This window comes from Streptomyces tendae (genome assembly GCF_008632955.1).
In the GTDB taxonomy this organism is placed as follows: Bacteria; Actinomycetota; Actinomycetes; order Streptomycetales; family Streptomycetaceae; genus Streptomyces.
On sequence record NZ_CP043960.1, the window covers coordinates 126,577 to 152,741 of the forward strand.

The following is a 26,165-nucleotide window of genomic DNA, read 5'->3' on the forward strand; positions in this document are numbered from 1 at the left end:
GGCGATGAGCCTGTTCGGGGACGGTCTGGAGACCGCGGTGCAGAAGGCGTTCACCCGCCCGGCACCCAAAAGCGCACCCGCCCAGATGCGCTACCTGGTCAAGAAACTCAAGAGCACCAAAGCGGTCGCCCAGATGCTGCGCATCTCCCAGCGCACCGTCGAACGCTACGTGAAAGACCAGATCAAAAGACCCCGCCCGGACCTCGCCGCGCGCCTGGAGCGCGAGGTGAAGAAGCGCTGGCAGCCGCAGATCCGGGCCAAGGCCCGGCAGAAGGCGGCCACCACCGACGGCATCGTCATCGACACCCGCGCCCGCCTCGGCTACACCGCGCCGATCGGGTCGACGGACCAGGACCGTATCCGGCACCTGACCGTTGCCCTGCCCCCGCAGTACGCCGCCCGCCTCTTCAACGCCCAGGATACCGGCGCCACCGACCAGCAGCTCCAGGAGATCGCCGCCGAAGCACTCAAGGACGTCTACTTCCAGGACAGCGGCCGCCGCGCCGGCAGCCTGGAAGAGGTCCGCTTCACGGACATCGAACACCTCGAGTTCGAGCTGTAGCAACCCCCGGAAACAGCCATCGAGACCGGCGTGACTGAGCGCGACGGTTGGCGCTTGAGCGCGGCAATTGGTGACTGAGCTCGACAGGTTGGCGGAGTTTCGGAGCTCAAGGGCAGGTGAGCTTGTGGGGAGGCGCCGACCGGGCCCCGTAGCGGAAGGAGCGTCGCGTGTTCGACAAGTTCAAAACCAGGACGGTGTGCACCAGTGAGGCATCTGTCTTCGTTCGGTACGGCGGGGAAGGCCCGCCACTCCTGCTGTTGCACGGCCACCCGCGGACGTCGGCGACCTGGCACCGGGTCGCGCCCCTCCTGGTGCGGCGCGGCTTCACCGTCGTCTGCCCCGACCTGCGCGGATACGGGCGCTCCCGCGGTCCCGAGCCCACTCCTGATCATGCCCCGCACTCCAAGCGCGCTGTGGCCAAGGACATGGTCGAGGTCATGCAGGCACTCGGACACCAGCGCTTCGGGCTCGTCGGCCACGACCGTGGAGCCGCAGTGGCACTGCGCCTGGTGCTGGACCACCCCTCCGCGGTGAACCGGGTGGCGTTCGTGGACGGCCTGCCCCTGAGCGAGCATCTGACCCGTGCGGATGCCCGGTTCGCCACCGCGTGGTGGCACTGGTTCTTCTTCGCCCAGCCGGATATTCCCGAACGCGTCATCAACGCCGATCCTGACGCCTGGTACCGCGGCGACCCCGAAGCCATGGGGCAGGAGAATTACGACGAGTGGCGGACCGCCACCCGCAATCCGGACGTCGTCCGCGCCATGCTGGAGGACTACCGCGCCGGACTCACCGTGGACTGCCAACATGAGGAGGCGGACCGCGCCCGGGGTACGCGGATCGAATGCCCCGTCCTGATCCTGTGGTCGCTACGGGACGACCTGGAGGATCTGTACGGCGACCCGCGCAGCATCTGGCGCGACTGGGCCGACGACGTTCGGGGCCACGGCATCGACGCCGGCCACCATGTGGCCGAGGAAGCCCCCGGCCCGCTCTCCGCCTCCCTGGGCGACTTCTTCAACGGCTGACGGCGGCATGCAATTGCATGACCAAAAACGGACATGGACGTATCTGTGCGACGATGTCGTGAAGCCGCCGCCCCTCAACCTGTAGAACCGGCGAAGGCAGACCGTCTCCAGGCGCTGTAGTGGGCATGGGTCTTCGGCCTCCACCAGTTCGTCTCACCCCATCCACAACCCCGAGGGCGTCCTGGAGAGTGTGGGCAGTGCGCTGATGGTTGTCCTCCGGCCCTCAGTTTCGGGTGGTGTGTTCACGGCGGCCGAGGTGCCGGGCCAGCGCCCGCCAGTTCGTCAGGTGTGCAATGCCGTGCTCACGCGGATGCGCTGCGAGGAGTGCGCTTTGCGCCGTCGTTCGTGCATCTCCAAGTACCAGTCCGGAAGCCGGCCGAGGACGGCGGCGCGTATGTGCTGTACACCCACCCGCACGGGGCTGCGCGTTCGTCCCCTGGCCGGAGGCGATATCGAGATGTCGCTAGGTGGGTGCTCGTGCATACTTCCTCACCGTGGAAATCACGACAGGCGAGCTGCGGCGCCTTCAATCTGGACCGGGAGCCGAGAATGACGACGAGCCGCGGCCGTATCTCGTGCGCTGCCACTTCACTGCCGAGGACCCGGCCCAGGTTCGGCCAGAAGTCTGACAACGACATCCAGATTGAGCCATGCCTGTCAGCGCTGTCCGCTGGTGTCCAGCCCAGTTACGGGACACCGGAACAGTCCATGATCGACGACGAGAATGGCAGCCACGCCTATTGGGTTGCAGCATGTGCTGTCCGGGTCAGGTCAGAGTGTCCGTGGTAGCGATTGGGTGGAACCAGTGGGTTGGCGGCGCTCAGCGGCCGGCCGTGTCGGCGGGCCGTGCCCGGCGGGGTCTGCCGGATGGGAATGCCGGGCGAGGGCTCCCGCCCTACGCTCGCCGTATGTCCGATTTCATCGCCGCCGGCGCCACAGCCGACGACCTTCCCGCACCGGCCGAGGGTCTGCTGCTCACGCACTTTCTCACGGTCGGTGACGTCCCTCGCTCGCGGGCGTTCTATGCCGATGTGCTGGGCGGTCAGGTGGTGCTGGAGGAGAACCCCTGCATCATCAAGGTCGCCAACAGCTGGATCATCATGAACCCAGGCGGCGGGCCCACCGATGACAAGCCCGATGTCGTCCTGCGCCCGCCGGAGGACCGCCACACCGTCTCCAGCTTCCTGAACGTACGGGTGGCGGACATCCACGGCTTCTACGCGGCAGCCCGCGCCAAGGGAGCCGAGTTCCTCACCCCGCCCATCGACCGGCGCGCCGAGCTGCGCTGCTACATGCGCGACCCGGATGGCCACCTCATCGAGGTCGGCCAGTCCACGGGCCTGCTCAAGGGCATCCTGGCACGCACCGATACCGAAGCCTGACCACTGCGCTGCTGACCGGATGCGTCAGGTGCGACCGAGCGGGTCGGTGATACCACCGGGGCACGCACGCGCCGCGATGTCCCGGCCGACGCGTGCGGCCCCAGCTGACCGGCCACCGAACAGGTGCCGCCACCACTACTTGAGGGGCCAGGTTCGGGCGTGTGTGGTCGTTGCTGGTCAAGGGTGGCGGGGTGCTGGTCAGGGGTGTGGTCGGTTCTGTGGCATTCGTGAACTTCCCGCGCGTCCTGGGGTGGTGGGGTTTCACGCTGGTGGGGTGAGCGTTGAGGCGCGGGTGGGTGGGGCGGGGTGGGTTGATGAGTTCGTGTTGGCTTTGGCGGCTCGTCCGGTAGTCGTCCGGCAACCGCACACCTATCTGCGCTTCGAGTTCGGCAAGCCCGTCATCGGTCAGCGGGACTTCCAGAGCCCACCTGGAGCCGAGCGAGCCGATCACCTTGCGACTCGTCGGTTGGGTACCCAACGCGGCCACGCGCTGGCGTAACACCGTTCCACAGCTGATCAACCATGCGTAGCCGGTACGGGGAACCAGTGACAGCGGAAGCTGTTGGGGACCACCGCACGCCGACAGGCCAGCCGCATGAATCCGAATGACGGCGCACGTGGTCCTGACCTAGCGTTCTGCCCGTGACCTCTCTCGACGACAGCACTGACGTCAGGCCCCGTGTGACGATCCGCTGCCAGGACAATGCGTCCATCGGTGTGACGTTCTGCGACCGGTTCAGCTTCGACGCAGACTCTGTGCACTATGCCGTCGAGCTGGAGGCCCCGGGTCTGACCGCTCGCGTCAACGAGGTCGTCGCCTGGAGCTGGGACAGGGATCTCGCCCCGTTCCTGGAAGGGCTCGCCGCCGACTACCGAGGATGGGACGGCGAACGGAGCTGGCAGACCAACGACCGGGACTTGGCGGTGTCGGCCGTCTTCCGCTCCGGCGGGTACGTCGGACTGACCTGGAACTTGCACCCATGGCCGAAGGCCGCGGGCCGCTGGGGCGCAGCAGTGACCACCTGGCTGGAGGCCGGCGAGCAGATGGCTTCCCTGGCTTCCGACATCCGGCAGTTCCTCGCCGGAGAGCAGCAGTGATGTCCGGCTCCGGTATCCGCATCACCTGGACTCTGGGGGCACACGGGTGGGCCGACATTACCCTTGAGGATCATCAGGCGAAGGCCGAGCTCACCGCGTCCTACATCACCAGTGCGCCCGAAGATTTCCTGACCGCGATGGTCCGGCTCGTCGCGGGTGAAAGGGAGGCCCGTGTCCAATTCGAGGCCGAGCCGACAGCCTACCGGTGGATCTTCTACCGCGAGGGCGAGGATGTCTGGAGCCGCGTGCTGGAGCTGCGCGATGGCAACGATCACGACAACAGGGGAACGGAGATTTGGTCATGCCAGCTCGGCATCGACCAGCTTTCCCGCGCGGTGATCCGCTGCTTCGACGAGGTCGCCCAGACCTTTGGCGAGAGCGGGTACCGAGGCAAGTGGGGTGAGCACTTCCCCCGAACCGAACTCGAAGCCCTCAGTCGCCTCTGGCGCACTCACCAACACCTCTGTGACACATAGTCAGGACAGCGCCCCCACTCACGTCGAGGATAAGCACACGCCTGGCCCAGGGCACCGACCGGCGGTGGACGGATTTCACCGGTACTGACGGCAAGCACCTACGGACCGGGCCACGCAGTCCGGCCAGATACCGCGAGGACTCAGCCGACATCGGCGTGGCGTCGCTGTCGTCGTCGCGGAACGTGGGCTCGGGGACCTACAGCTGGAAAACGCAATCGCTCAAGCCGTATGGAGGCCCCGTGGGATCCAGAGACGCCGACATCGATTTCACCTTCACACGACCGACCACCGCGCGCGCCCTTCTGGACGCCCTGACCAGGTTGGGGTGGTCCGCCGTGATACCAGTCGGCCACGTTGCATACATGGTCAACGACGAGGACGACTCTTACGAATGGTACGACAGCACACCCGAGCACATCGACGAGGCGCTGGCGGTGCTGGACTCGCCGGCCAACCTGCCGTACACCGTGGCCCTCAACGTCTACCACGCGGAGGCGCAGACCGGCGGCATGCTCATGTTCCACGCCGGTCGCACAGATGTATCTTTCATTCCCAGCATCGACCGTCGGCCCATTCCCTCGGCACCGGCATTCACCGACCTTGCCTGGTACCTGGACACACTCGTGCCCGCCCTCGTCACAGCGGGACTCAGGGGGTACGAGGCCCACGAGGTGCGCTACTGACGGCATCGGCTCAGCCAAAGTCAGGAGCGGTGAGCCTCGTCGAGGGAGGCGCCTCAAGTCCGGTCGAGTAGGCGATTTCGGCGATGCGTTGAAGCGCGTTCTGGTACGCGTCCGCATTGCCCGGCATCTTCTGCCAGGCGCGGATGGTGACGGTCGCGGACCGAAGGGCGCCGGGAACACTCAGGCGCCGGGTGTGGTTGTAGGAGGCGTGGTTGTGGAGGGGACAGTGTCCCCGGGCCTCACCTATTGCCCATGAGGACGATCGTTCGGCTGAAGCCTCATGGAGCCTTTCGCCGCGTAGGCGACCGCCCTTCACGACCACCCAGCTGATCGGTCCCACCCGGCAACCCGGGCGGGACCGATGCTGTCTTTGAAATCGAGATCCCCGTGCCCGAACCGCGTTTTGCCGAGCGCGTTGCATGGCTGCTGACCGCTACCTTGCCGTGGACGAGCGACACAGGTTCCTCCTGCTTGGTACGGGCACCGCCGACGCTGGCCGGACGGTGCCTGAGGTCCTGGAGGCTGCGGCCGCCGAGCTCCAGGACCAGGAGGACGCATTCCAGCGTTCCCGCATCCCTCCCCCCACCGCCAGGCCACCCGGTAAGCGCCGGCACCCGTGGGCGGGCACCTCGCTACGCCCGTCCACGGCCTCCTGCCGACACCTACCGGGCCCTTTCCGCCCCCGCTACGTCCGTACACCGGCCCCGTCACGGCCCACCCACCCCCGGCCCCGACCGACTGCTCGGTTGTTCCCGTCTCGCCCGCCGAGCCGACAGTGACGCCTCGCACTGGCAGAGTTTCCTCTGCAGAGAATGCTATGCAGAGGAGTCTCTGTAATCTACGCTGTTGGCATGTCAGACGAACTCGAACGCACATCCCAGCCCGCCAAGCCCACCCGGCGCCTTGATGCGCGCAGCCTGCGGGGGCTGGCCCATCCACTGCGGATGAACATCTTTGAACTGCTCAGTCTGGACGGCCCTGCTACCGCCACCAGGCTCGCCGAACGCCTCGGGGAGAACACCGGCACCATCAGTTGGCACTTGCGCCACCTCGCCGAGCACGGCTTCATCGTGGAGGAAACCGGACGCGGTACGAAACGCGAGCGCTGGTGGAGAAGGGTCGACGTCTCCAATGAGCTGAACACTGCCGATTTCCGCGACGATCCCGACACCCGGGGCGCGCTGTCGGTCTACCTGCACGAACTGCTGCAGCAGCACTTCAACCGGGTCGTGAACTACATCAGCGAGGACTGGGACGACACGTGGCGGAGCGCCGGCACCGTCTCGGACTGGAGTGACCTGCGGATGACCCCGAAACAGCTGGAGGCACTCAACGCGGAGCTGATGGCCGTCATCGCCCGCCATACCCCTGCGCCGGACGCCGAGCCCACTCCGGACGCGCTCCCCGTCGTCGTGCAGCTCCAGTCCTTCCCCCGCAAGGAGCGTGGCTCCGCATGAGCCACGGCATAGGCGGCGGCCTCCTGCGTCGCCACCGCGATTTCCGCCTGCTGTGGTGCGGCGAAACAGCCGGCAAGTTCGGCGCGTCCGTCACCGGGGTGGCGATGCCACTGGTCGCCGTCTCCACCTTGCACGCCAGCACGTTCGAGGTCGGCCTGCTGAACGCCGCCGCCTGGGCCCCTTGGCTGATCATCGGTCTCCCGGTCGGTGCCTGGGTGGACCGGCTGCGCCGCAGACCAATCATGCTGGCCGCCGCCGCGGTCTCCCTCTTACTCTTCGCCAGCGTCCCGGTCACCGCATGGTCCGGTCGGTTGAGCATCGGACTACTGCTGGTCGTCGCCCTGCTGACAGGCACGGCAGCAGTGTTCTTCCAAACCGCCTACACCGCCTATCTCCCCACCATTCTGGAACCCGATGACCAACCCGAAGGCAACGCCAAACTGCACGGCAGTGCATCCGCCGCGCAGATTGCCGGGCTCGGCTCCGGCGGACTGATCGCACAGTTGGCAGGTGCGGTGAACGGGATGTTCGCCAACGCCGCGACATTCCTCGTCTCCCTCCTGTGCCTCGCAGGCATCCGGCACCGCGAGCCACGCATCACCAGAACCGACCGCCCCACTTCACTGGTCAGTGAAGTCCGCGAAGGTCTGCGACTGATCGCCTACGACCCCTGGTTCCGCACGTTCACACTCTTTGGAGCCGCCTCCAACCTGGCCCTTATGGGATACCAGTCAATCCAAGTGGTCTTCCTGGTCCGGAGCGTCGGCCTGACCCCGGGGACGGTCGGCGTACTCATCGCGGCGACCAGTGCCGGAGGCGTAGCTGGGGCATTCGCCGCACGCCGGGTTGCGCACCGGATCGGCACGGCCCGCGCGACACTGCTGTTCGAACTGGGACTTCCCATGCTCGGTCTACTCATCCCGCTGACGGTCGGAGGAGCCGGGACCCTGCTCTTCGTGACAGGCGGCTTCAGCGTCGTCGCGGGCGTCGTCGCCGGCAACATCATCAAGGCGAGCTTCCAGCAACGCTACTGCCCGCCTGATCTCCTCGGTCGCCTCACCGCAAGCACAGCATTTCTCAGCTACGGAACGATCCCCATCGGAGCACTGCTCGGCGGTGTGCTCGGAACCGCACTCGGCCTCCGCACTGCCATGGCCATCACGACAGCGGGGGTCCCCCTCGCCGCACTGATCCTGCTCTTCTCCCCGATCCGGCGATCCCGGGACCTGCCGACGTCCCGCCCTGCAACGAGTAACTCCAAACTTACGCTGGATTCTGATGGCAAGTCGGCCCTACCTCGTCATTGATCACGATCGCCGGGCAATTCCTTCTTGGAACCGAGCGCCAGAACCTCCCGTCGGCGATAAGGTCGCGGACTTCCAGGGAGCGGACCGCCACCGCCGCGAAGCGCCTGACCAAGGCCGCGGCCCACAAGGTGATCGGCGCCTTGGTCTGCTCCTGACCCGGTCAGCCCACGCCGTCCTCGTCATCGTCGAGCCCAGAGGCATCCGGGTCCCGCAGAGGCCGTAGGGCGCCCGCAGCCGGGGTGGAGGCGGTGAAGCTGTAGCGGCCGAGCAGGTTCAAGCTCTTGTGCTTGAGCGGGGAGAGCCGGGCGATGTCCTCGTCCCGGATCTCGTGGCCTCGGCGCGGAGCTGGGCAACCGCGGCGTCGATGTAGCGGGTCGTCCAGAGCACGATGGCGTTGAGGACCAGGCCGAGCGCGTCGAGTTGGTCTTGTCCGAACTGGCCCAGCTCGGCGGCAGGTCCCCCTGCGAACCGTCGTTCACCACGGAAAGTAGTCGTGAAGAAGTTGGGTGGACGGGTCCCGTCGTGAGTGTCGTGCACGACGCCCGCGGGCGTCGCGGTCTTACTGGGAAAACACGTAGGTCCGGACGGGGTCGAGGTGCAGTTCGAAGGGCCCGAAACAGTCGGCCGCGAGGGTCGCGACCGGAGCGCCGCAGGGGCAGGCCCGGTTGAGTCCCTCATCGCCTGTGGGTCCGCAGCACCCACTGCTGTTCTCCCAGTTGGGCAGTGGCTGAAGGCCGGCGGCGTCATCAGGGTGCACCAGCACTGTGTGTCGGCTGCCCGCCGAGCCCCGTCGACCTCGCCGCCGCAGCTTGACACGCTAAGTACCTGAGGTGTCTTTCTCGAACTGGCAGCCGCCCTGTGCTGCTACAAACGACTCGTCCGCCTCACCACGTAGGACACAGTCTCACTCGCTTCCGTGCTCGACAACCTCAACGTCTACCGGGCGACCGCCCACTTCAACGGGCAGGGCACTATCTCGCTGGCCGGCGACCGGGCGACCGGGCGAGCGGCGAGCGCTACTGCCTGGCCCATCACGTTTCGGTCGACGAGAAGGGGCAGCGCACACTCATGATCTCCTGCATCCGCTATCTCGACGAATGCGCCAAGGGCGCCGGCGGCGAGTCGGCTGTTCGTCGAGCGGTGATGGTCGGCTGGACCGAGACGCGCCTTTCGGCCCCGTGACCCCCTGGGGGTTCTCGCACGGTTTTCGTCGAGCGGAACCTGTGGGCCGGGCTTGTGCCGGGTGCCGGCTTGCACACACCCGGCCCTCAGCTTCGGCTCGTCGTTGCGCGGCCGCGAATCAAGGACGTGAGAGCCGAGCCGGAGTGGACAGGGTTCTTCCTTGTCGTCCCTCGTCCGTCTCGGCTGATGGGCTGCACGTGTCAGCGTGTCGCGTCGGGCGCTGCTTTCGTGGCGGGCTGGTCCAGGGCTGCCACCAGGTGGCCGAGATCGCGGCGGTGAGAGCCTGCGTTCCACACAGCCCAGGTGCGCCGGACGATGGGGTGACCTACCAGTGGGAACCAGGTGACGGAGTCGGGCAGGGGCTGGGACCAGCCCGGGGGTGCCAGGGTGAAGGCGCGTCCTGCGCTGACGGAGGCGAGTTTGACCTCGGCGATCAACGGCTGCCCGTCAGGGACTTGCGGGCCTGGGTCGATTCCATGGCTGCGCAGGATGGCGGTGAGTTCGTCGTACCAGGCGGGGCTGCCGGAACGGGGGAAACCGACCCAGGAGAGTGCGTTCAGCGCGTCCAGGCGGATGCCGTCGGGGCCGGCCAGTTCTGCGGCACGTTCGGCCGCGAGCAGAACGCCTAGGCGCTCCTCCACGACCAGCACTGCGTCGAGTTCCTGCCCCTGGGGGCGTTCTCGTAGCAGGCCCAGCTCAAGGTTGCCCTGGTGGAGTTCCGTGACTTGCGCCGAGGTGGAGAGGTGCCGGGCTTGGACCTGCGTGTCGGGGTGGGCGGTGGACAGTTCGAGCAGTGCCTTGGACAGCAGGTCGGCGGGTAGTTCAAGCGGGATGCCGATCCGAAGCGTGGTCGCGCTCTCCCCGGTGCGCGCGGTCATGACCGCAAGGGCCTGGTCGTAGCGGGCCAGTACGGCACGGCATTCCGCGAGCAGCGTCAGGCCGGTGTCCGTGGCCTGCACGCCCGTGGAGGAGCGGATCAGTAGCTGCTGACCGAATTCGCGTTCCAGGGCGCTCATGGTCTGGGACAGGGCGGGCTGGCTGATGTGCAGCCGTCGTGCCGCCGCCGACAGGCCGCCTTCTTCCACCACTGTGACGAACGCACGCATCGCTCGGATTTCCATGCCCCCATCGCATCACGAGCAGCCGGCGGCGTGGTCACGCGCGTTGCGCGGCCCCATGGCGGTGTAGCTGTCCGTGAAGCGCGGTACCGCCGGTCTCGGCAGGGAGCCAAGACGGTGCGGGCGCCGCCGAAGCGGTCCGCACGAACCCGGCCAGGCTCGAGGCGCGCGGCGGCAAACCCCCGCACGACGCCATCACCGATGCTTATGACCGCCCTCGGCAAGCCCTCTGGCCAGGCGCTATGCATCCCGCTGCGGCAGGAGTTGAGTAGGGGCACAGGGCGGATCGACCGCCCGAGATCACCTCAGGAGCCATCCGTGTCTCAGCAGACCCCTTCCTACTTCACCGCGTTCAAGAACCTGGCAATGAGCCGCACGGACTCGGGTGTGCTCACGCTGCGTTTCCACACCGACGACGGTCCGGCCACCTTCACCGGTGAGATGCACACTGACTTCCCCCGTGCCCTGTTCGAGATCGGTGAGGACCGTGACAACCGGGTTCTGGTTCTGACTGGCACGGGCGACCGGTTCATGACCGACATCGACGGTGCCAGCCTGGGCGATATCACCAAGCCGGCCCAGTGGGACCGCACGCTGGCGGAGGGCCGCCGCGTGCTGCAGCGCCTGGTCGACCTGGAGATGCCCGTCATCGCCGCGGTCAACGGTCCCGCGTCCGTCCACAGCGAGTACGCCCTGCTGGCGGACGTCGTCATCGCCGCCGGCACCACCGTCTTCTCCGACTTCCCCCATCTGACCTTCGGCATCGTCCCCGGCGATGGCATCCAGATCGCCTGGGAAGAGGCCCTGGGCGTCAACCGCGCCCGCTATCTGACCCTGACGCAGGGCTCCTTCACGGCCGAGCAGGCCGAGCGCTGGGGCGCGGTAGCCGAAGTCCTGCCGCTGGAGCGGGTCCTGCCCCGCGCCCAGCAGCTCGCAGAGGATCTGGCCGCCAAGCCGCAGCTGCTCACCCGCTACCTCGCCGTCACCCTGCGCCAGCGCATCAGCCGCCGTATGGCCGAAGGGCTTCAGCTCGGCATGGCTCTCGAGGGCCTCACCGCTGCTGACCTCGCCTACCAGCAGCAGTGAGCGAGGATGTGATGGCACCCTCCCCAATCAATGGGGCCGGCAGCCTGTCGGTCTGGCTCGAAGCCCTCCACACTAGCTCCCACCGCCTGGCCGACACCGTTGCTTCCCTGTCCGAGCGGGAGCTGGAACAGCCCTCGATGGCCGACGGGTGGAGCATCGCGCAGGTGTTGTCCCATCTCGGCAGCGCCGCCGAGATCTCCACCGGCCTGCTTGAGCGTGGCATCGCGGGCGATGAGAGAGGGCCGGTACGACAGGACCTGGAGCCGGTGTGGCAGCGGTGGAACACGCTGTCGGCACCGGCACAGCGGAAGGCATGGCAGGAAGCTGATGCACGACACCTGCAGCTTCTGGACTCGCTGGACCTGTCCCAGCAGCCGCAGGTGCGTGTTCCGTACTTCGCCGGCCTGCTCGACCTCCCCGACTACGCCGGATATCGGCTCTCGGAACAATCCGTCCACGCCTGGGACATCGAAGCCGCCCTCACCCCAGAAACGACGATTCCGGCAGGAGAGGTGGAATTGTTGTGGAAGCGGCTGGACCTGATCGCCACCCGCTTCCGTGACGCCACCACCCTCACCCGGCTCGCTCCGGCACAGCTCACGATCGCCCTGACCAGCCCGACCCGGACCGTGCTGCTGGACCTCGGTGCCGAACTGCACCTGTATCCGTGTGAGCCGGCCGAACCTGCCGGTTCCGTCACGGGTGCAGCGGAGGCTGTACTGCGTCTCGTCTACGGCCGCCACCAGCCCACGGACGAAGTCCAGGTGAGCGGCGCGGTCACCCTGACCGACCTGAAGGCCCTATTCCCCGGATTCTGACCTACGCGGTCACCGGCTTCTGCCCCGCCACGGGTGCCGATACCCCCATGGCATCGGCACCCGTGGCCTTCGCCCCTCCCCTCACCGCGGAATCAACCGCCCCTGCGATGCGGGAACGAGAAAGGACCTCCTCCACCATGGCCTCTCGACGCGTGCTCATCACGGGAGCCTCACGCGGCATCGGCCTGGCGGTGGCCGAACGCCTGGCCCGTCAGGGACATCGGCCCATCGGCCTCGCACGGGCCTCGACCGACGCCTTCCCCGGGGACTTCCACGAGGTCGACTTGTCCGATCGGGCAGCCACAGACGCAGCCCTTCGGGCTATCCTCGCCCAGGGGCCCGTCGACGCCGTAGTCAACAATGTCGGCCTGGTTCGACCCGCATCCGTGCACGAAGTCCAGCTGGACGATCTGCACGCGGTCTACGACGTGACCGTCCGCGTCGCCGTCCAGGTCGTCCAGGCCACCCTGCCGGCCATGACCGCGCACGGTTGGGGCCGCATCGTGAACATCACCAGCCTGGTCACCGTGGGCAAACCGGAACGCACGGCTTACGGAGCGGCCAAAGCGGCACTGGACTTCTGCACTCGAGCCTGGGCGGGCGAGCTCGCCACGACGGGAGTGACCGTCAACGCCGTTGCCCCCGGACCGACCGAGACGGAACTGTTCCGTGCCAACAATCCTGCCGGGTCCCCCTCGAAGCAGCGTTACCTCGCGAGCACACCCTCTGGGCGGCTTGGCCGTCCGGACGACATCGCCGCGGCCGTGTGCTTCCTGCTGTCGCAGGAAGCCGCACACATCACCGGCCAGATCCTGCGCGTCGACGGCGGCGCAAGCATCGGCTGACCCACCGGCATCAGGCACCCGCCGCCGCCCGCACCCCGGACCTGCCAACCGTCACGGCTGCCGTGTGCCCGTGCGGGGCCGCCCAGCGCTCGCCGCCCCATCTCCGCGCACCCCTGAAACACCGACCCCCGTCCGGAAGGACTGACGATGACTTCCCCCCTCTTGAACGGCAGCGTAGCCCTCGTGACCGGAGCAACCAGCGGCATCGGCGCGGCGACTGCGGCGACGCTTGCCGAACACGGCGCTCACGTCCTGGTGGCGGGCCGCAACACCGCACGCGGCGAGGACACCGTGGCCGCGATCCGCGCACGTGGTGGAAGGGCGGACTTCCTCCCGGCCGACCTGAGCAACGCCGCATCCGCACAGTCACTGGCACGGCGCGCCCGCCAGGCAGGCGGAGGCCGGGTCGACATCCTCGTCAACAACGCGGGTGCATACCCGTTCCGGCCCACCCACGAGGTGACCGAGGAGGAGTTCGACGCCGTCTACGATCTCAATGTGAAGGCGAAGTTCTTCCTCGTCGCCGAGCTGGCACCGGCGATGGCCGCGCGCGGCGAGGGGGTCATCGTGAACATCAGCACACAGGTCGCGTCGTACGGTGTGCCGGGGATGTCGCTGTACGGATCCAGCAAGGCGGCGGTCAACCTGCTGACCAAAGCATGGGCCGCCGAATACGGGCCCCACGGGGTTCGCGTCAACGCCGTCGGCGTCGGCCCGACCCGCACGGAGGGCACAGTTCTCATGGGCGAGGACCTCGACGCCCTCGCCGCACAGGCACCGGTCGGCCGCCCTGCCACACCCGAGGAAATCGCCTCCGCCGTCCTCTATCTCGCAAGCGACGCCGCAAGCTTCGTACAGGGCGTACTCCTGCCCGTGGACGGCGGCCGCACCGCCGTCTGACACCCCTTCGGCGCGTGTTCCAGGCCCGTCCCAAGCCCCTTGCGGCACCGGCCCCCCGATGCCGGGGGCGGCAGGTCACATCGCCTGCCTTCGCTCCCTTTCGGCGTACGCGTCAAAGACGCCCGCGGTGGGTGACTCTGTGCGGAACGACGGCTGATGGTCGACTGGCCCGAGCCACGACCGGCCTCCCGGGCCCTGCCGGCGATCCGCCCCGCGGGCCCGTCAGCACGACCTGCTCGGGTCCGCACTCCGCCACCGGCGGGGACAGGTCCACGAACGGCATCGTGGTGGGTGCCGAGCGCAACCGGGAGAGGCAGACGTTGCGCACGATCATGCGCAACCAAGCGCCCGCGGATTCGGGTTCCCGCAGGTCGCCGATCCGCCGGAAGGCGATGAGCCAGGCGTCCTGGACGGCGTCCTCGGCATCCGGCCGGTTGCCCAGCAAGCTCAGTGCCACTGCCTGCATCCCGGCCCGGTGCCGTCCGAGTAGCGCCCCGAGCGCCGCGACGTCCCCGCTGCGCGCACCGCGCACCAGCTCACCGTCGGACGGCTCCTCGAACCCCGCACTTCTCACGGCCCCAGGGTACGTGTGCGCCCTAGGCTCCTCGGCGGAACGGATCCTGCGCGCCGCGCACGAGGGCGGCTTTGGCGGTGACAGCGAGGTCCGCACCCGGGTGGGCCGTACCTGGATCCAGACCGACACCCTCGTCGAAGGAGCTGACGGCCGCCGCATCGGCTGGGAAGTCCAGCTGTCCACCATCGATGAACGCGGCCTGCGCGGGGTACGGGCCCGCGCAGGCAAGGCTGCCAAGAACGGCATCACTCCGGCCTGGCACACCGACCGAGCCGCCTACGCCCAGCGCAACGACACCCACTGGACCCGCAGCGACCGTCTCCCCGCCCATGTCATCGCCCGTAACGGCGACCTGCGTATCGTCTCCGGCTTCCGCGTCCTCGACTTCTGGCACTGTGACACAAGCGCCCTCTACCCTTGCCCGAACGGCATCCGGCGCTGCGGCACCACCGAACTGATCACGCTGCAGCAGGCCGCCGACGCCGCCCACCACAAGCTCCAACAGCTCGACGACCACCACGAGCGGGACCTGCAACGCCAGGTATGGCGCCAGGCCGCGGAAGTAGTTCAGGCCGCAGTGACGCGTTACGCCCGCACCAAGTGCCTCAACCGGTACGAGGTCGAAGCACGCCTACGCCAGCTCGTACGCCACAGCCCGCAGTAGACCAGAACCACTGTGCAGGCCTGGCATACCGGCCTGCTGGACAATGCGATCTCGGTGGACCTTCCTACCCGGATGAAGAACTTCGCTGCGCCTGTCGGCTACGCGCGATGGGCTCCACCACGCTGTCCGAGCCGTCGCGGCTACGCCCGTCAGCACAGCAGCCGCTTCGGTACCCCGACAAGCCTCAGCCCTCAACGCTCCGGCACGGGGAACCTCTCGGGCTCATCTTAGATCACAGCCCGATTAAGATGCCTTCACTTCTCCTTCGCGCGGCGGATGTTGCTGATCACAGCACAACCGTCCAAGGGGGGCGATTGTTCAAACGAGACCCAGAGAGAGCCGCAGAGCGGGAAGCCAAGCGGGCAGAGAAGAGACAGCAGCGCGAGGAGTGGGCTGCCAAACGGAAGGCAGAGAAGGCGGCCCTCGCCGAATGGCGCCAGACTCATCCGGCGGAGAAGACCCTCAACCAGGCGTGCATGATGCACCTCTGGCCTGGGTCCAAATTCGGTCAGACTGATCTCGGACCCATCCTTGGAGGGCACGCCGAGTTCGTTGATGCCGGCGCTCACAAAGCATGGACCGCCACCCGTCTCGTCGCGGGCGTAGCCACCATGGGCGTGACCGCCGCAGCCACCGGCCGCAAGAACAAGGGCGCCGCCGTCATCAACGTCACCTTCGGCAATGGCGCGGCTCAGACATACAACGTCAAGCCTGAGAGCGCTACCCTCCGCGCGGCGAACCAGTACGTCACCGCCTTCAACGCCCTCGCGGCCCAACTCGCCGCCGAGGCAGATCATGAGGGCGGTGCCTCGACCAGCTGAGTACGGAGGCGCCTGTGTCACCGCCCAACGGGCGCCCTTACGAGCGAGGCCTTCGTCTTGAGGCGCTGATGCACCGGTGACAGTGAAGCGTCTGGGACGCCGGGACCGACTGCGGATCTGCTGGTCGTGACCTCACTACAGATCGGTGCGTTCAGTCGTCAGCAGGCCGATGAACAGCGCAGGTATGACGACCCGCCAAGGGCTTCGCCGGCGAGGTCGCGCAAATGCTGTTTCGCTGGCGCCGGCGTCCCGGGCTAGTAATCCATCGCTTACACGGGCGGCGCAGTGGCAACATGTCGCCATGAATGACGAGGCTGAGCCGGACGAGGGACCCAAGGAGGATGAGCAGGCGCGGCGGCCGGAGCCGTTCCGCTCCGCGGCGTGGGGCCAGTTCTTCCAGTTCCAGCGCGACTGGGCTAAGAGCTGGGCCAACCCGTTCAACAGGATCATCGCCGATTGGGTGGTTCTCAAGTTCAACCTGCCGAGGACCTATTTCACCAGGCCCATTGTGCCACCGGTAGTCATTCAGGCAACCAGGTTTGGTCGCTCGAAGAGAAACACAATGCATCAGCGTCGGCCGGTGTGCGAGCCTTCTTCTCCCAGACGCCGACCGAGACGATCCTGATGACCCGCGACGACGCCCTCAAGCAGCTCAGCCACATCGCGCGCGAGCGGGCCTTCGAGAGGCACGTCGGGTCAGACCGGCTCATCCAGGCAGGACTGAACGCTCTGATCGCAGGGATTGAGAGCCCTTCTCTTGCCATGCTGGCCGGCCTCCTCCGGAGCGAAGAGCCCGAAGCTCCCGCACTCTTCGACCAGGTACTGGAGGAGCTGGGCCTGCTCTTCCGCCCTCCCGCTGATCGACGGGCCGCAAAGTGGGCGATGGCCGACTGGGTCGCCGGTCAGATTGTTGACGGATCCCTGGATGCCGCCGCCGGCACCCATCTCATCTGGGCAGACATTGCCGAGGACCTCGGCTACCCCGAAGAGCTGGAACCACTGGTCCACTGCGCGCACAACCTGGACGGCTGGGAGGAGAGCTGGGGAGTCTCCTTCGAGGAACTCAGCAGGGAAGCAGTCGAAACTGCGAAGCAGTTCTTGAACAAGCGCTCGGCAGCACAAGCAGGAAGCTGAGCGTCCGGTTCTTTCCCCCTGAGGATCATCGGCCCTCTACGATCCGGTGCATTCTGGATCCCGACTTGCTGGCGGTGGTTAGATGCTGGCGAAGGCGGACAGGAGAGTGTCCGTGCGGAGCCGAAGCTCCAGCGTCTCGGCACCTGTGACGCTGACGGACACTTCCTCGCCGCAGACGGCCTGGGCGAGGGCGACGCTCAAGGTGACGCTAGTGCCGACCAGGGGGTACGAGTACCAGCCGTCGGGAGCTTCGTCGTCAGTCTCCTGAACGCCGGCTTCGATGGTTTCCCAGTCGGTGTCGTCGAAGTCGTATCCGGCGTAGTGGGACAGCAACCGAAAAAAGGAATGCAGGTTGCGGCACCAGATCCATCCGGCGATCGGCTCGGTCATGCCTCCTCCGTCCCGTGAGGACGACAGCATGACAGACGTGATCTGTCGTCAGGCTGCGGCGGCGAGTTGAACGGGATTCGTCGAACAGCTTGCGGTGCTGGAGGCAGTGGTAGACCTGGCCGATCATGCGGTTGAAGAGGTTGCGCTGGGCGGCCGCGTGCCAATCGCCGACCTCGCGGCGGCGCCGGCAGTAGGCACCAGCTCCAGGTGGGTGCGGAAGGGCTGAGATTGCCCACAGATATCCCGCGTGGTTGGCGGTCGTTCTCCACCCACCGACGGGTGATGGACGACTTCTTGCGCCAAGAACCAGATGGCCAGGGTCGCCGACCTCACCCGCCACCACTGGCAGGGACGGTGACATTCCCAGGGCGGCTACCACTCCTACGACCGCTGCATCCCGATCGTGGCGACAACCTGGACCTCGAAGACCAGCTCCGGAACTGGGCGGGGGAACTCCGCCACCGCTGACCGAACTCCCCAGCGCCCGATGTGACCGCGGCCCTGCCCAGATGCAGGTCCAGCGCCCTATTCGGGACAGGAATCGCTCGTCAGTCGTTGTTGTCTGGCAGTTCGTTCGTACCGAGCGCGTTCGGTGCGGCCTCGATGAGCTCCCGCCGCGCGCCACGGCTCCGCCGACGGAGTACGGCACCTGGCCATTCTCACGGGCGAGTCCGGCGTCCTGCGCGAGCACACCCCCGGCGAACTCACCGCCGAGCTGCTGCCGGTCGTGCGGTCCGTCCGGGAGGACCACCGGGTCTTCGAGGACCACCTGCTCCGTGTCACGGTGCAGGACCTGCCCTTCGGTCATCGGCCAGTGCATGCTGCCGCCGAGGGGCTCGGACGGTCCCGGGGCGGGCTGACCTGCAAGATCCACCTCGCCGGGGAAGGCGGATGCCGCCCGATGGCTCCCCTGATCACTCCGGGCCAGTGGGGCGACGCCCCACAGATGATCAAGGTCCTGGACCGGATCCGGGTGCCCCGCCCGCTGGGCGGACGTCCCCGGACCCGGCCCGACCATGTCAGCGGCGACAAGGCGTACAGCTCCCGCAGAAACCGCCGCTACCTGCGGCGACGCGACATCAAGCACACCATCCCGGAACCGAAGGACCAACGCGCCAACCGTCGACGCAAAGGCAGCGCGGGCGGAAGACCAACCAGCTTCGACCCTGACCGCTACAGATCTGCTGCGCCGCTACCTGCAATCCCCCGACCCCGACCGCTACATCACCCGCGAGGCGGTCGAGCACCTCGACGGCCTCACCGGCGCCGTGCCCGAGGAAGCGGCCGAGCCGGTCTGGACCGCCATCGGCAGACGGATCGCCCGCGACGGCGGCTGACGACCCGCTCCCAGGCCACACGGCCGCACGGGACGACTCCCGCCCGCATCCAACAGCGAGGGCCATCGGCAGTGCACGGCCTCAGCGGGGTTCGGTGAAGCCGGGCAGCTCCAGCGGCACGGGAGTCCACCCGCTACCGGGTGCGGCACCGCGCAGCAGGTGCCGGAAGCACTCGCCGCCGACGGGCCGTACGGTGATCTCACAGCCTTGGCCGCGCCCGGCCCCCAGCGCGGCCAGCGCCCGCCGGCCGTCCTCCTCGTCGACGGTGACGTGAGGGTGGTAGAAGTGCACCGGGCCCAGCTCCAGGTGCCTTCCGGCGAGGGTGAGAGCGAACGCGGCGACACTGCCCCGCACGGCGTGGGGCTCGCCGCTGAGCAGGGACCGCAGCGTGGGGGAGTCCTGCCCGTTCAGGGTGAAGCGGGCTCGGGTCAGGAACGGGGAAGCCACGCAGTACCCCTGGACGAGCAGGCGCGCCATGCGCAGGGCGATCCGGTCGGCCGGGGTGAGCTCGTCCGGAACGGGAAAGTACTGCTCGCAGTGGCGCTGCACCGCCTCCAGATCCTCGATGTAGCCGCGCAGCCGGGCCGCCTCCTGACGCGCGGCCTCGGGGCGCGGCGGCAGTTCGCCGCCGCCGATGACCTCGGCGCTCGCCCGGACCTCGAAGGCACCGCCGGCCGCGATGCGCTCATAGATCCGCAGCAGACGCAGCCCGGCCGCGGGCTCCAGCTTCTCCAGCGAAAACGCGAACCGCAGCGAAGCCGAAGCACCGGACGCCGCAGGGATCATCAATTCCAGGCTGCCACCCGCCAGATCCACCCTGACGGACCGCCCGACACTGCCGCGCCCCACATGGGCCAGCGTCCCCGGGTAGCAGGCGGTGACGTGCTCGCCGTCGAAAAAGGCCACCTCCACCGCCGTCTCGGCCAGGGGAACCTTGTCCGCCGGTTGCCACCGCACCTCGACGTCCCGGTGTTCCCCGGACAGCCACTCCGGCCCGCTGACCGTCAGGCTCTCCACCGCCCCGCGCGGCAGCACCACTTCCTCCGGCAGCCCGAAACCCAGGCTGCGCCGCACGGCCTGGGCCAGGTCGGGCGGCAGGGGGCCGTTGCCCGTCAGGGTGATTTCCACGGGGGAGACCTCGTGCGCCCGCGGGTGCTTTGCCCGCAGCGTGTGCACCACCGTCTCGCCCTGGCGGGCGAAGTCCACCGTCCAGTGGTCGTCCAGCCCGTCGGCCTGCCGCCCCAGCGCCGTCACGCGGGCACTCACATCCCGCACCCCGTCCATGAGCAGCGCCCGCTCCTGCCCGTAGACCTTCGCCGCCTCGAACAGCTGGTTCCGGGTGAAGGAGGCCTCCGGGTCGGCGTGGGTGGCCAGCAGCCCGTCCAGCTTGGCCCGGTCCCACACCCCGACCCGTACCGCCTGCCCGGCCGCCAGCGAGGTGACGAACTCCCGCTCCGCCCGTGGTCAGGGTGCACGGCATCACCAAGATCCACTCCCATGGCCGGTGCTGCATGGCCCGCGTGAACGACTGCCTGATCGACTTGCGCCGCCCTTTGTACGCCGTGGTCGGGAAACCGTCCAGGTAGTACTTCAACTGGAAGATCCGCACCCTCGATCCGTGGGTGACCTTGATGTCGATGCCGTCGTCCCCGCCGCGCCCGTTCACCGCCTCCACACGCGCCGTCGCGTCGTACACGCGGTGCACCAGCGCTTCCACGATCCGGTCGAACCCCGGCTGCCCGACCCGCTCCCACTCCACCGCCACAACCGGCCCCCTGCCCTCGCCGACACCCCAAGCGATGATTGCACCCGGCACTGACACCCCGCCGGCGCTACGCCTCGCACCCATGCCAGGCTGAACCGCTCAGGCCAGGCGGCACCGCCACACCCCCGGGCCGGGCGAAGCGCCGGTTCACAGCGTCGGCTTCTGGTGCCGGGTGAGGAGTTCGGTGAAAAAGTCCTCCAGAAGCTGCTTCCCACCGGGCGCGGTAAGTTCCCATCCGCCGAAGCGGTAGATCTCGTATCCGGCCAACCTCAGCCGGCGGTCCTCGGCGACCATCTCCGCATACAGCTGCGGCGCGGCGGTATGAGTGACCTGCCCTAGCTCGTTGGGCGGGTTGGGACGGCCGTAGTGCTGCACTCCGTCGACCTCGATGACGATGCGGGAGCGGTCCGGGGCCAGGAGAAGGAAGTCCATCCGCTGCCGGTAAAGCGCCCCGGACTGCTTGCCACTCCTGCGGGTGTAGGGGTCGTAGTGGAGGTACACCTGCGGGATGAGCGCGGGCAGGTCGAAGCCGCCTTCTTCGGCGTAGCGAGCACAGTAGGTGATCATGAGGAGTTGTTCTGGCGGCGAGTCCAGCGACCGGTAAAGGCGCCGGTAGAGGGCGTCGGCGGCGCTCTTCTCGTCGGCGTCGGGCTGGTGGTTGTTGGTCCACCAGGCGACCATCTGCCGCCAGGTGAGCCCGTGCGGCGGCAGGGGGTCGGTGAAGACCAGGCAGGTGTCGGCGTGGCGGACGATCTCCACGTCGTTGTTCACCGCGTCGCGCAGCACGATCTGCGGTTTCGCGCCGGCGGCGGCGAAGATGAGGTTCTTGAAGGTGCCCGACGGCCCTTTGAAGAAGCGGCGTTCGTACTCCAGCTCCTGGAGGTCCTCCAGCGCGTCGCGGGTCGGGCCGAGGATCTGCTCGATGCAGTCCCGGCGGGCCTTCCAGCTGCCGCTCATGTTGTTGTCGCGCCAGTAGGTGCCGAAGCCGCGCGGCCCGTCGAAGGTCCGAAACGGTCAGGTGGGCGGTTTCAGGGCGAGGCGTTCCAGGACGGCGCGGTGGGCCTTGATAACGACGGGAACGTTCTCGTCATCAAGGTGCCTGCCCTTGCCGTCGGTGCCGTGGGAGACGAAGTCGTGGTGCAGAAGCCGGGTCAGCGCGATGGCGACGTCCAGGTCGGTGCGGCTGGCCGGAGGGCCGAACCGCAGTGACTCGATCAGCTCGATATCGCACCCACGGCTCGGCCCAGCCGTCCCCGCTGCTGAAGAACGCCTCAACCTCCACGCACCCACCCCCTGCGACCTGTAGAGAGCCCCGGCCCCTGCAGCAGCCAGTTCACCAGATGCCACTGACACGCCGTCACCCCATACAGGACCCTCCGTGACCCGGCCGACGCCATCCCCTGCCGCCGCGGGGTTCACATAACTGCTCGTTTCAGAATGAGTTGAGCCCCAGGTCTTGCGCTCGGTGATCATGGGCGGCAAGGTCGCCGCGTGCATGCTGATCTTGTTCCTGACACCCTGTGGGAGCGGGTGGCCCCGCTGTTGCCGCCCGCTCCCGAACGGCGCCGACGGTGTCCCGGGCGGTTGCGTGTTCCCGACCGGGCGGCTCTCACCGGCGTCATGTACGTGCTGCGGACTGGTGTCGCGTGGCGCGATGTCCCCGCGGAGACGGTGGGTTGTTCCGGAGTGACGGCCTGGCGTCGGCTGAGGGACTGGACCGAGGCTGGCGTCTGGCCACGTCTGCACGCCGCCCTGCTCACAGAACTGCGCCGCGCGGGCTCGTTGGACCTGGACGACTGCTCCGTGGACGGATCGCACGTCCGTGCTCTCAAAGGGGGGACCATGGGCCGTCGCCGGTCGACCGGGGTCGGCCGGGCTCCAAGCACCATGTGCTCGTTGATCGCCGCGGCACTCCGCTCGTCGTCTCGCTGACCGGCGGGAATCGGCACGATGTCACCCAGTTGCTCCCTCTACTCGACGCTGTCCCCCACATACGAGGAATGCGAGGCCGGCCTCGGAGCAAGCCCAAACGGTTGTTTGCCGACCGCGGCTACGACTTCGACAAGTACCGTCGCCTGCTGTGGAAGCGCGGCATCAAGCCCCTCATAGCACGACGCGGCGTCGCCCACGGTTCAGGGCTGGGCAAGACGCGCTGGGTGGTCGAGCGCACTTTCGCCTGGCTCCATCAGTTCAAGCGGCTGCGAACCCGCTACGAGCGTCGCGCCGACTTGCATCTAGGGCTTCTGCAACTTGCGTGCTGTGTCATCTGCCTGCGCCGATTGTCCAAGAGCCGGCCCAGTGATTCGGCTGTCGGGCCCTGGCGGCAGTGATGCACTGGCCGACTGTCACACTCGCCGGATGAGCTTGGAGAGTGCGCACGGTCGTGCCGTTGATCCGGAGGAACTGCTGCTACGGACAGACTGGAGTTCGGTGGAACATTGCTGTCCGAACGTTGCTCCAGCGACGCCCGTGATCTTGCGACAACTACTCGACGCCGACGCACGCAACCAGGGCGCTGCCCTCCGCGACCTGCAACAGGCCATCACCCATCAGAACACCTTCTACAGTGCCACGGCCCCTGCAGCGTCATTTGTCGCGGCGATCCTCGGGCACCCGCGGACTCTTGCCATCGTCACTGACAAGAGGCGGGGAGAAGCATCACATTCCACTGAGGAGCCTGGATTCTTTCTTCGCGTCGGCCTTCTGGACTGGCTCGGCAGCACCGCCGAAGACGCCAACGAAGAGTCACCTGACGGATATGCCGTCGACATCGAAGCGTTCCGCGTCCTTCGGCCCACCCTCTTTGATGCCATCCACCCCTTCCTTGCGGACCGCGAACCGGAGATCCGCAGGGCCGCCCTGGCCAGTGCACTTCCGTTGCTTACGTCACCAGTCCTAGCTCACCACGTCGAAGCTCTACGCAAGGATGCCCGGGCTCTTGCTGCCGACGACTCCCCGTACCGGCGGCGGGCGATCGAAACACTCGCTCGCTGGGGGGAAGACGTCACTCTCTTCCAGCAAGGCACGGACATGCAGGTGCATGCAGAGGGCTACGCGGACGACCCGCCATTTTGAAACAACCTTTAAGCGCAGATGGCCCGCGCGGTCCCTTCCCCTATTCCGGCGGGCCGGTGGTGGCCTGCCAGAAGGCCTCGGGAGGCCACCAGCGGTCCGCGACGTCGGCAACGGTCACGAGGTGCCCATGGGTTCGGCTGCCGAAGGAGACCAGCGACGTCATCGCCCGCCGCTGGCACTTCGACTTCACCGTCCACTCCGAACGCATCGCCCAGGCGATGGACCTGATCTCCTTCGACCCCCGTGAGGCAGCCACATCGCGCTCCCGCCGCATGGGCCCGGCCGCCGCCCGCTCCTACCGCGAGGAGTACGGCCATCTCGACGTCCCCGCCGACCACATCACCCCCACTGGCTATAAGCTCGGCACCTTCATCACCACCATGCGCGACGCCCGGACCGGCGGCCGCCTCGAAGCCGACTGGATCGCCAAACTCGATGCCCTCGGCATGATCTGGGACAAGCACGACGCCGCTTGGCGTGTGCCCGCCTCGCCGCGGCCGCCGACTACCACCGTGCCCAGGGCCACCACGCCGGCAAGAACACCCTCGCCCCCGCCCGCGCCGACGCCCTGACCGCCCTCACCGCCGACTGGCGCCTGCCCCACGGCGCGGACTGGCACCGCAAATACCACCTGCTGCGTGCCCACCTCGCCACCGGCGCTCACCTCGCCACCGGCGCTCACCTCGCCACCGGCGCCCACCTCGCCACCGGCGCCGACCCCGCCGCCCTGACCCGCGATACCCTCCTGGCCGGGGTGAAGATCGGCTCCTGGCAGACTCTGGCTCCCGGCCAGCAGCAGATGATGGCCACCCTCGGCTTGACCGCCGACACCACTCCGCTCGCCCCCGCGCGCCGCTCCCGTCGCAGCTTCGAGGAGACCGTCCAGCTCCTGGAGCTTTTCCTGCACCGCGAGGGCCGCGTTCCCGCCGCCCGGGAGACGGTCCGCGTCGACGGCGACACCATCAAGATCGGCGCCTGGCTGGCCAAGACCCGCCACCGGCACCGCTCCGGCCAGCTCCCCGACCCTCACGTCCGCAGGTCGCCGCCCTCTTCGACGGGGACTGGACGGCCGAGGACGCCGTGCCGGCCGCTCTGGTGTAGGCCCTGCCCGGCTGATGCAGCCGCAGGAAAGCCCGAGAGCCGGAGACGAGTCGGCGGCGTTATGACACACCGACCGATGCGGCGGCTTTCATGTGGGGGTAGCGAAACCTGCGGACCCCTCGTATGAGTCAGCCAGGTCGAGGACCGAGATGGAGCGCAGCCAGCCGCGGCAGACGCCGGCGCATCTGCTGGGCATCTCCAAAGTCGAACGACTCACCCATACCCACGCCGTCCTCCCCCTGGGGCGTGGCGTGAGCCCGGGTATAGGCCTCCCGGGCCTCCCAAAAGGCGTCCGAGTCACCGGTCAGTCGCTCATACGCCGCGCACGATACGAAGTTGAAGCCTTCATCGAAGATGACGTCCTGGTCCCCGGCGGCCGCCGCGATACGCACGGCAGGATGCTCGGCGAGTGTGTCAGGGCAGGTAGCTGCCCGTTCGTACCAATCACGTCCGAGCGCCACCAGGCCCGCCGTGAAATCGCTGAACCGGTCATCGGAGCAGCCCCCACCGATGAGGTAGGCGGCCGCCCATACGTCCCAGCGGTAGACCGCATTGCGCAGACAGGAGAAGCGGTCGTCGAAGGCGAGGATCTCTTCTGCGGGCAGGGCCGACAGATGGTCGAGGACGGCCACATGGAGCGGCTTGTCACTGTCCTCAGCGGTGTCGAGCACACGCCAGAACGCTTCGGTGTCCATGGCGGGCAGTCTGCCAGGGCGCTATGACAACCTCCTCCGCACGGGGGGAGGAGGACAAAACCCAAGCTCAGCTTGTCGTTTAACCGAAGGTGTTCGGCGGGGACGCGGCAACGGTCACCTGGGCGGTCCAGGACCCGGGCTCCTGGGACGGATCCCAGGCTTTGAGGAAGGACCAGGAACCTGGACGGTGTCAGTCACTCCTCCAACCGGCGTTGCCCCATCGACGCTGGCCGTCGCAGTCGGCACGCTGGTTCCCGACCAGATCACCACCCTGCGTCTCCGTCTCCGCATGCCCGACGGCCTGCACGTATTGAGTGGTCCCGTCGCGCCCTGCGGGCCTTCGCGGGTGGACACGATCCCCAGGGCGACTCCCATGCCATCGCGACAGCCCGCTTCCTGCGCACATGGACATAGAGAGCACACACTGTCTCGACACAGCTGCTGTGCGCTGCTGGATCGCCTTCCAAGCCGGCACTGCTCTGACAAATGATCCCGCCGGGGCCATTGCCAGACTCCGCGCCTTGCGGGGGCTGGCGCGTGAACTAGACGACCCTGAGGCGGTCGAAGCTCTCACCGGTGCTATCCGGCCCTGTTCTCGTATAGCTACGGCGAACGGACATGTAGTGCCGATAGTGATGGTTCCGGCTTGGACAACCACTCTTAGAGG

Annotated in this window: 27 protein-coding genes and 3 pseudogenes; 21 read left to right on the top strand and 9 right to left on the bottom strand. The window is 67.8% G+C overall.

Annotated features, from left to right (window positions below):
- The first annotated feature begins 4 nt into the window (after positions 1 to 4).
- The 8 genes from tpg (at position 5) to F3L20_RS32280 (ending at position 7,993) form a co-directional block, all read left to right on the top strand.
- The gene (gene tpg, locus F3L20_RS32240) at positions 5 to 562 is read left to right on the top strand and encodes a telomere-protecting terminal protein Tpg (protein ID WP_150157648.1); all 558 of its coding nucleotides are present in this window, start codon (positions 5 to 7) and stop codon (positions 560 to 562) included.
- A 167-nt stretch (positions 563 to 729) separates the two neighbouring features.
- Positions 730 to 1,590: an alpha/beta fold hydrolase gene (locus F3L20_RS32245; protein ID WP_150157649.1), complete on the top strand. Its 861-nt coding sequence runs from the start codon at positions 730 to 732 to the stop codon at positions 1,588 to 1,590.
- Between the two features lie 908 nt (positions 1,591 to 2,498).
- Positions 2,499 to 2,972 (top strand): VOC family protein, encoded by a 474-nt coding sequence (locus F3L20_RS32255; protein ID WP_150157650.1) that lies wholly within the window; start codon positions 2,499 to 2,501, stop codon positions 2,970 to 2,972.
- 642 nt (positions 2,973 to 3,614) lie between these two features.
- Positions 3,615 to 4,070, top strand: coding sequence for a DUF6228 family protein (locus F3L20_RS32260; RefSeq protein WP_240811018.1), 456 nt, complete (start codon positions 3,615 to 3,617; stop codon positions 4,068 to 4,070).
- Positions 4,070 to 4,546 (top strand): hypothetical protein, encoded by a 477-nt coding sequence (locus tag F3L20_RS32265; RefSeq protein WP_206338961.1) that lies wholly within the window; start codon positions 4,070 to 4,072, stop codon positions 4,544 to 4,546. The genes F3L20_RS32260 and F3L20_RS32265 overlap by 1 nt, the downstream gene beginning before the upstream one ends.
- Positions 4,547 to 4,785: 239 nt before the next feature.
- A complete protein-coding gene (locus F3L20_RS32270) occupies positions 4,786 to 5,229 on the top strand; it encodes a hypothetical protein (protein ID WP_150157651.1) in 444 nt (147 codons plus the stop codon).
- A gap of 851 nt (positions 5,230 to 6,080) precedes the next feature.
- Positions 6,081 to 6,686 carry an ArsR/SmtB family transcription factor gene (locus F3L20_RS32275; protein WP_150157652.1) on the top strand — a complete coding sequence of 202 codons (606 nt, stop codon included), beginning with the start codon at positions 6,081 to 6,083 and terminating at the stop codon, positions 6,684 to 6,686.
- Entirely contained in the window at positions 6,683 to 7,993 is a 1,311-nt protein-coding gene (locus F3L20_RS32280; RefSeq protein WP_150157653.1) for an MFS transporter, read from the top strand. The genes F3L20_RS32275 and F3L20_RS32280 overlap by 4 nt, the downstream gene beginning before the upstream one ends.
- Positions 7,994 to 8,153: 160 nt before the next feature.
- On the opposite strand, the pseudogene F3L20_RS32285 reads toward F3L20_RS32280, so the two are convergent.
- Together F3L20_RS32285 and F3L20_RS32300 are read right to left on the bottom strand one after the other, a co-directional pair.
- Positions 8,154 to 8,422, bottom strand: a pseudogene (locus F3L20_RS32285) (Tn3 family transposase); the annotation flags it as partial.
- Positions 8,423 to 9,375: 953 nt separating this feature from the next.
- Positions 9,376 to 10,296, bottom strand: a complete 921-nt coding sequence (locus F3L20_RS32300; protein ID WP_150157654.1) for a LysR family transcriptional regulator — start codon at positions 10,294 to 10,296, stop codon at positions 9,376 to 9,378.
- A gap of 315 nt (positions 10,297 to 10,611) precedes the next feature.
- Here F3L20_RS32300 and F3L20_RS32305 point away from each other — a divergent pair, with 315 nt between their 5' ends.
- The 4 genes from F3L20_RS32305 (at position 10,612) to F3L20_RS32320 (ending at position 13,942) form a co-directional block, all read left to right on the top strand.
- Positions 10,612 to 11,379, top strand: coding sequence for an enoyl-CoA hydratase/isomerase family protein (locus tag F3L20_RS32305; RefSeq protein ID WP_150157655.1), 768 nt, complete (start codon positions 10,612 to 10,614; stop codon positions 11,377 to 11,379).
- Entirely contained in the window at positions 11,376 to 12,197 is an 822-nt protein-coding gene (locus F3L20_RS32310) for a maleylpyruvate isomerase family mycothiol-dependent enzyme (protein WP_150157656.1), read from the top strand. Before F3L20_RS32305 ends, F3L20_RS32310 begins: the two co-directional genes overlap by 4 nt.
- A gap of 137 nt (positions 12,198 to 12,334) precedes the next feature.
- Positions 12,335 to 13,042 carry an SDR family oxidoreductase gene (locus F3L20_RS32315; RefSeq protein WP_150157657.1) on the top strand — a complete coding sequence of 236 codons (708 nt, stop codon included), beginning with the start codon at positions 12,335 to 12,337 and terminating at the stop codon, positions 13,040 to 13,042.
- A 147-nt stretch (positions 13,043 to 13,189) separates the two neighbouring features.
- Positions 13,190 to 13,942 carry an SDR family NAD(P)-dependent oxidoreductase gene (locus F3L20_RS32320; RefSeq protein ID WP_150157658.1) on the top strand — a complete coding sequence of 251 codons (753 nt, stop codon included), beginning with the start codon at positions 13,190 to 13,192 and terminating at the stop codon, positions 13,940 to 13,942.
- Positions 13,943 to 14,054: 112 nt separating this feature from the next.
- Here the strand turns inward: F3L20_RS32320 and F3L20_RS35500 are convergent, their stop codons facing one another.
- Positions 14,055 to 14,516 carry an RNA polymerase sigma factor gene (locus F3L20_RS35500; protein ID WP_346768151.1) on the bottom strand — a complete coding sequence of 154 codons (462 nt, stop codon included), beginning with the start codon at positions 14,514 to 14,516 and terminating at the stop codon, positions 14,055 to 14,057.
- A gap of 13 nt (positions 14,517 to 14,529) precedes the next feature.
- On the opposite strand from F3L20_RS35500, the gene F3L20_RS35040 reads away from it, so the two are divergent.
- The 4 genes from F3L20_RS35040 (at position 14,530) to F3L20_RS32345 (ending at position 17,135) form a co-directional block, all read left to right on the top strand.
- Positions 14,530 to 15,180, top strand: coding sequence for a hypothetical protein (locus tag F3L20_RS35040; RefSeq protein ID WP_240811019.1), 651 nt, complete (start codon positions 14,530 to 14,532; stop codon positions 15,178 to 15,180).
- Positions 15,181 to 15,494: 314 nt separating this feature from the next.
- Positions 15,495 to 16,001 (top strand): hypothetical protein, encoded by a 507-nt coding sequence (locus F3L20_RS32335; RefSeq protein ID WP_150157660.1) that lies wholly within the window; start codon positions 15,495 to 15,497, stop codon positions 15,999 to 16,001.
- Between the two features lie 301 nt (positions 16,002 to 16,302).
- Complete coding sequence (locus tag F3L20_RS32340; protein ID WP_150157661.1) at positions 16,303 to 16,626, top strand: hypothetical protein; 324 nt, start codon at positions 16,303 to 16,305, stop codon at positions 16,624 to 16,626.
- Positions 16,584 to 17,135: a hypothetical protein gene (locus F3L20_RS32345; RefSeq protein WP_240811020.1), complete on the top strand. Its 552-nt coding sequence runs from the start codon at positions 16,584 to 16,586 to the stop codon at positions 17,133 to 17,135. Before F3L20_RS32340 ends, F3L20_RS32345 begins: the two co-directional genes overlap by 43 nt.
- A 78-nt stretch (positions 17,136 to 17,213) precedes the next feature.
- On the opposite strand, the gene F3L20_RS32350 is transcribed toward F3L20_RS32345, so the two are convergent.
- Both F3L20_RS32350 and F3L20_RS35045 read right to left on the bottom strand, forming a co-directional pair.
- Positions 17,214 to 17,525: a hypothetical protein gene (locus F3L20_RS32350; protein WP_150157662.1), complete on the bottom strand. Its 312-nt coding sequence runs from the start codon at positions 17,523 to 17,525 to the stop codon at positions 17,214 to 17,216.
- Positions 17,526 to 17,592: 67 nt separating this feature from the next.
- A pseudogene (locus F3L20_RS35045) lies at positions 17,593 to 17,803 on the bottom strand (IS110 family transposase); the annotation flags it as partial.
- 557 nt (positions 17,804 to 18,360) lie between these two features.
- On the opposite strand from F3L20_RS35045, the pseudogene F3L20_RS32360 reads away from it, so the two are divergent.
- A pseudogene (locus tag F3L20_RS32360) lies at positions 18,361 to 18,705 on the top strand (transposase); the annotation flags it as partial.
- Between the two features lie 238 nt (positions 18,706 to 18,943).
- Here F3L20_RS32360 and F3L20_RS32365 read toward each other — a convergent pair.
- From F3L20_RS32365 to F3L20_RS35050, 3 genes are all read right to left on the bottom strand, one after another.
- The gene (locus F3L20_RS32365) at positions 18,944 to 20,266 is read right to left on the bottom strand and encodes a hypothetical protein (protein WP_150157663.1); all 1,323 of its coding nucleotides are present in this window, start codon (positions 20,264 to 20,266) and stop codon (positions 18,944 to 18,946) included.
- A gap of 508 nt (positions 20,267 to 20,774) precedes the next feature.
- Positions 20,775 to 21,584, bottom strand: a complete 810-nt coding sequence (locus F3L20_RS32370) for a hypothetical protein (protein WP_240811021.1) — start codon at positions 21,582 to 21,584, stop codon at positions 20,775 to 20,777.
- A 57-nt stretch (positions 21,585 to 21,641) separates the two neighbouring features.
- Complete coding sequence (locus F3L20_RS35050; protein ID WP_240811022.1) at positions 21,642 to 21,902, bottom strand: hypothetical protein; 261 nt, start codon at positions 21,900 to 21,902, stop codon at positions 21,642 to 21,644.
- Between the two features lie 216 nt (positions 21,903 to 22,118).
- Here F3L20_RS35050 and F3L20_RS32375 point away from each other — a divergent pair.
- The 4 genes from F3L20_RS32375 (at position 22,119) to F3L20_RS32385 (ending at position 24,930) form a co-directional block, all read left to right on the top strand.
- Positions 22,119 to 22,957, top strand: a protein-coding gene (locus tag F3L20_RS32375) for an IS5 family transposase (RefSeq protein ID WP_431193210.1) whose coding sequence is annotated in 2 segments (ribosomal slippage) — positions 22,119 to 22,469 and positions 22,472 to 22,957 — 837 coding nt in all. Because the reading frame shifts where the segments join, the coding sequence is not laid out codon by codon here.
- A 28-nt stretch (positions 22,958 to 22,985) separates the two neighbouring features.
- Entirely contained in the window at positions 22,986 to 23,702 is a 717-nt protein-coding gene (locus F3L20_RS32380; protein ID WP_150157664.1) for a hypothetical protein, read from the top strand.
- Between the two features lie 56 nt (positions 23,703 to 23,758).
- Complete coding sequence (locus F3L20_RS35055; protein WP_240811024.1) at positions 23,759 to 24,274, top strand: helicase associated domain-containing protein; 516 nt, start codon at positions 23,759 to 23,761, stop codon at positions 24,272 to 24,274.
- A complete protein-coding gene (locus F3L20_RS32385) occupies positions 24,175 to 24,930 on the top strand; it encodes a type III restriction endonuclease subunit R (protein WP_240811025.1) in 756 nt (251 codons plus the stop codon). The genes F3L20_RS35055 and F3L20_RS32385 overlap by 100 nt, the downstream gene beginning before the upstream one ends.
- A 1-nt stretch (position 24,931) precedes the next feature.
- Here F3L20_RS32385 and F3L20_RS32390 read toward each other — a convergent pair whose 3' ends face one another.
- A complete protein-coding gene (locus tag F3L20_RS32390; protein ID WP_150157665.1) occupies positions 24,932 to 25,498 on the bottom strand; it encodes a DUF4240 domain-containing protein in 567 nt (188 codons plus the stop codon).
- Positions 25,499 to 26,165 lie beyond the last annotated feature (667 nt).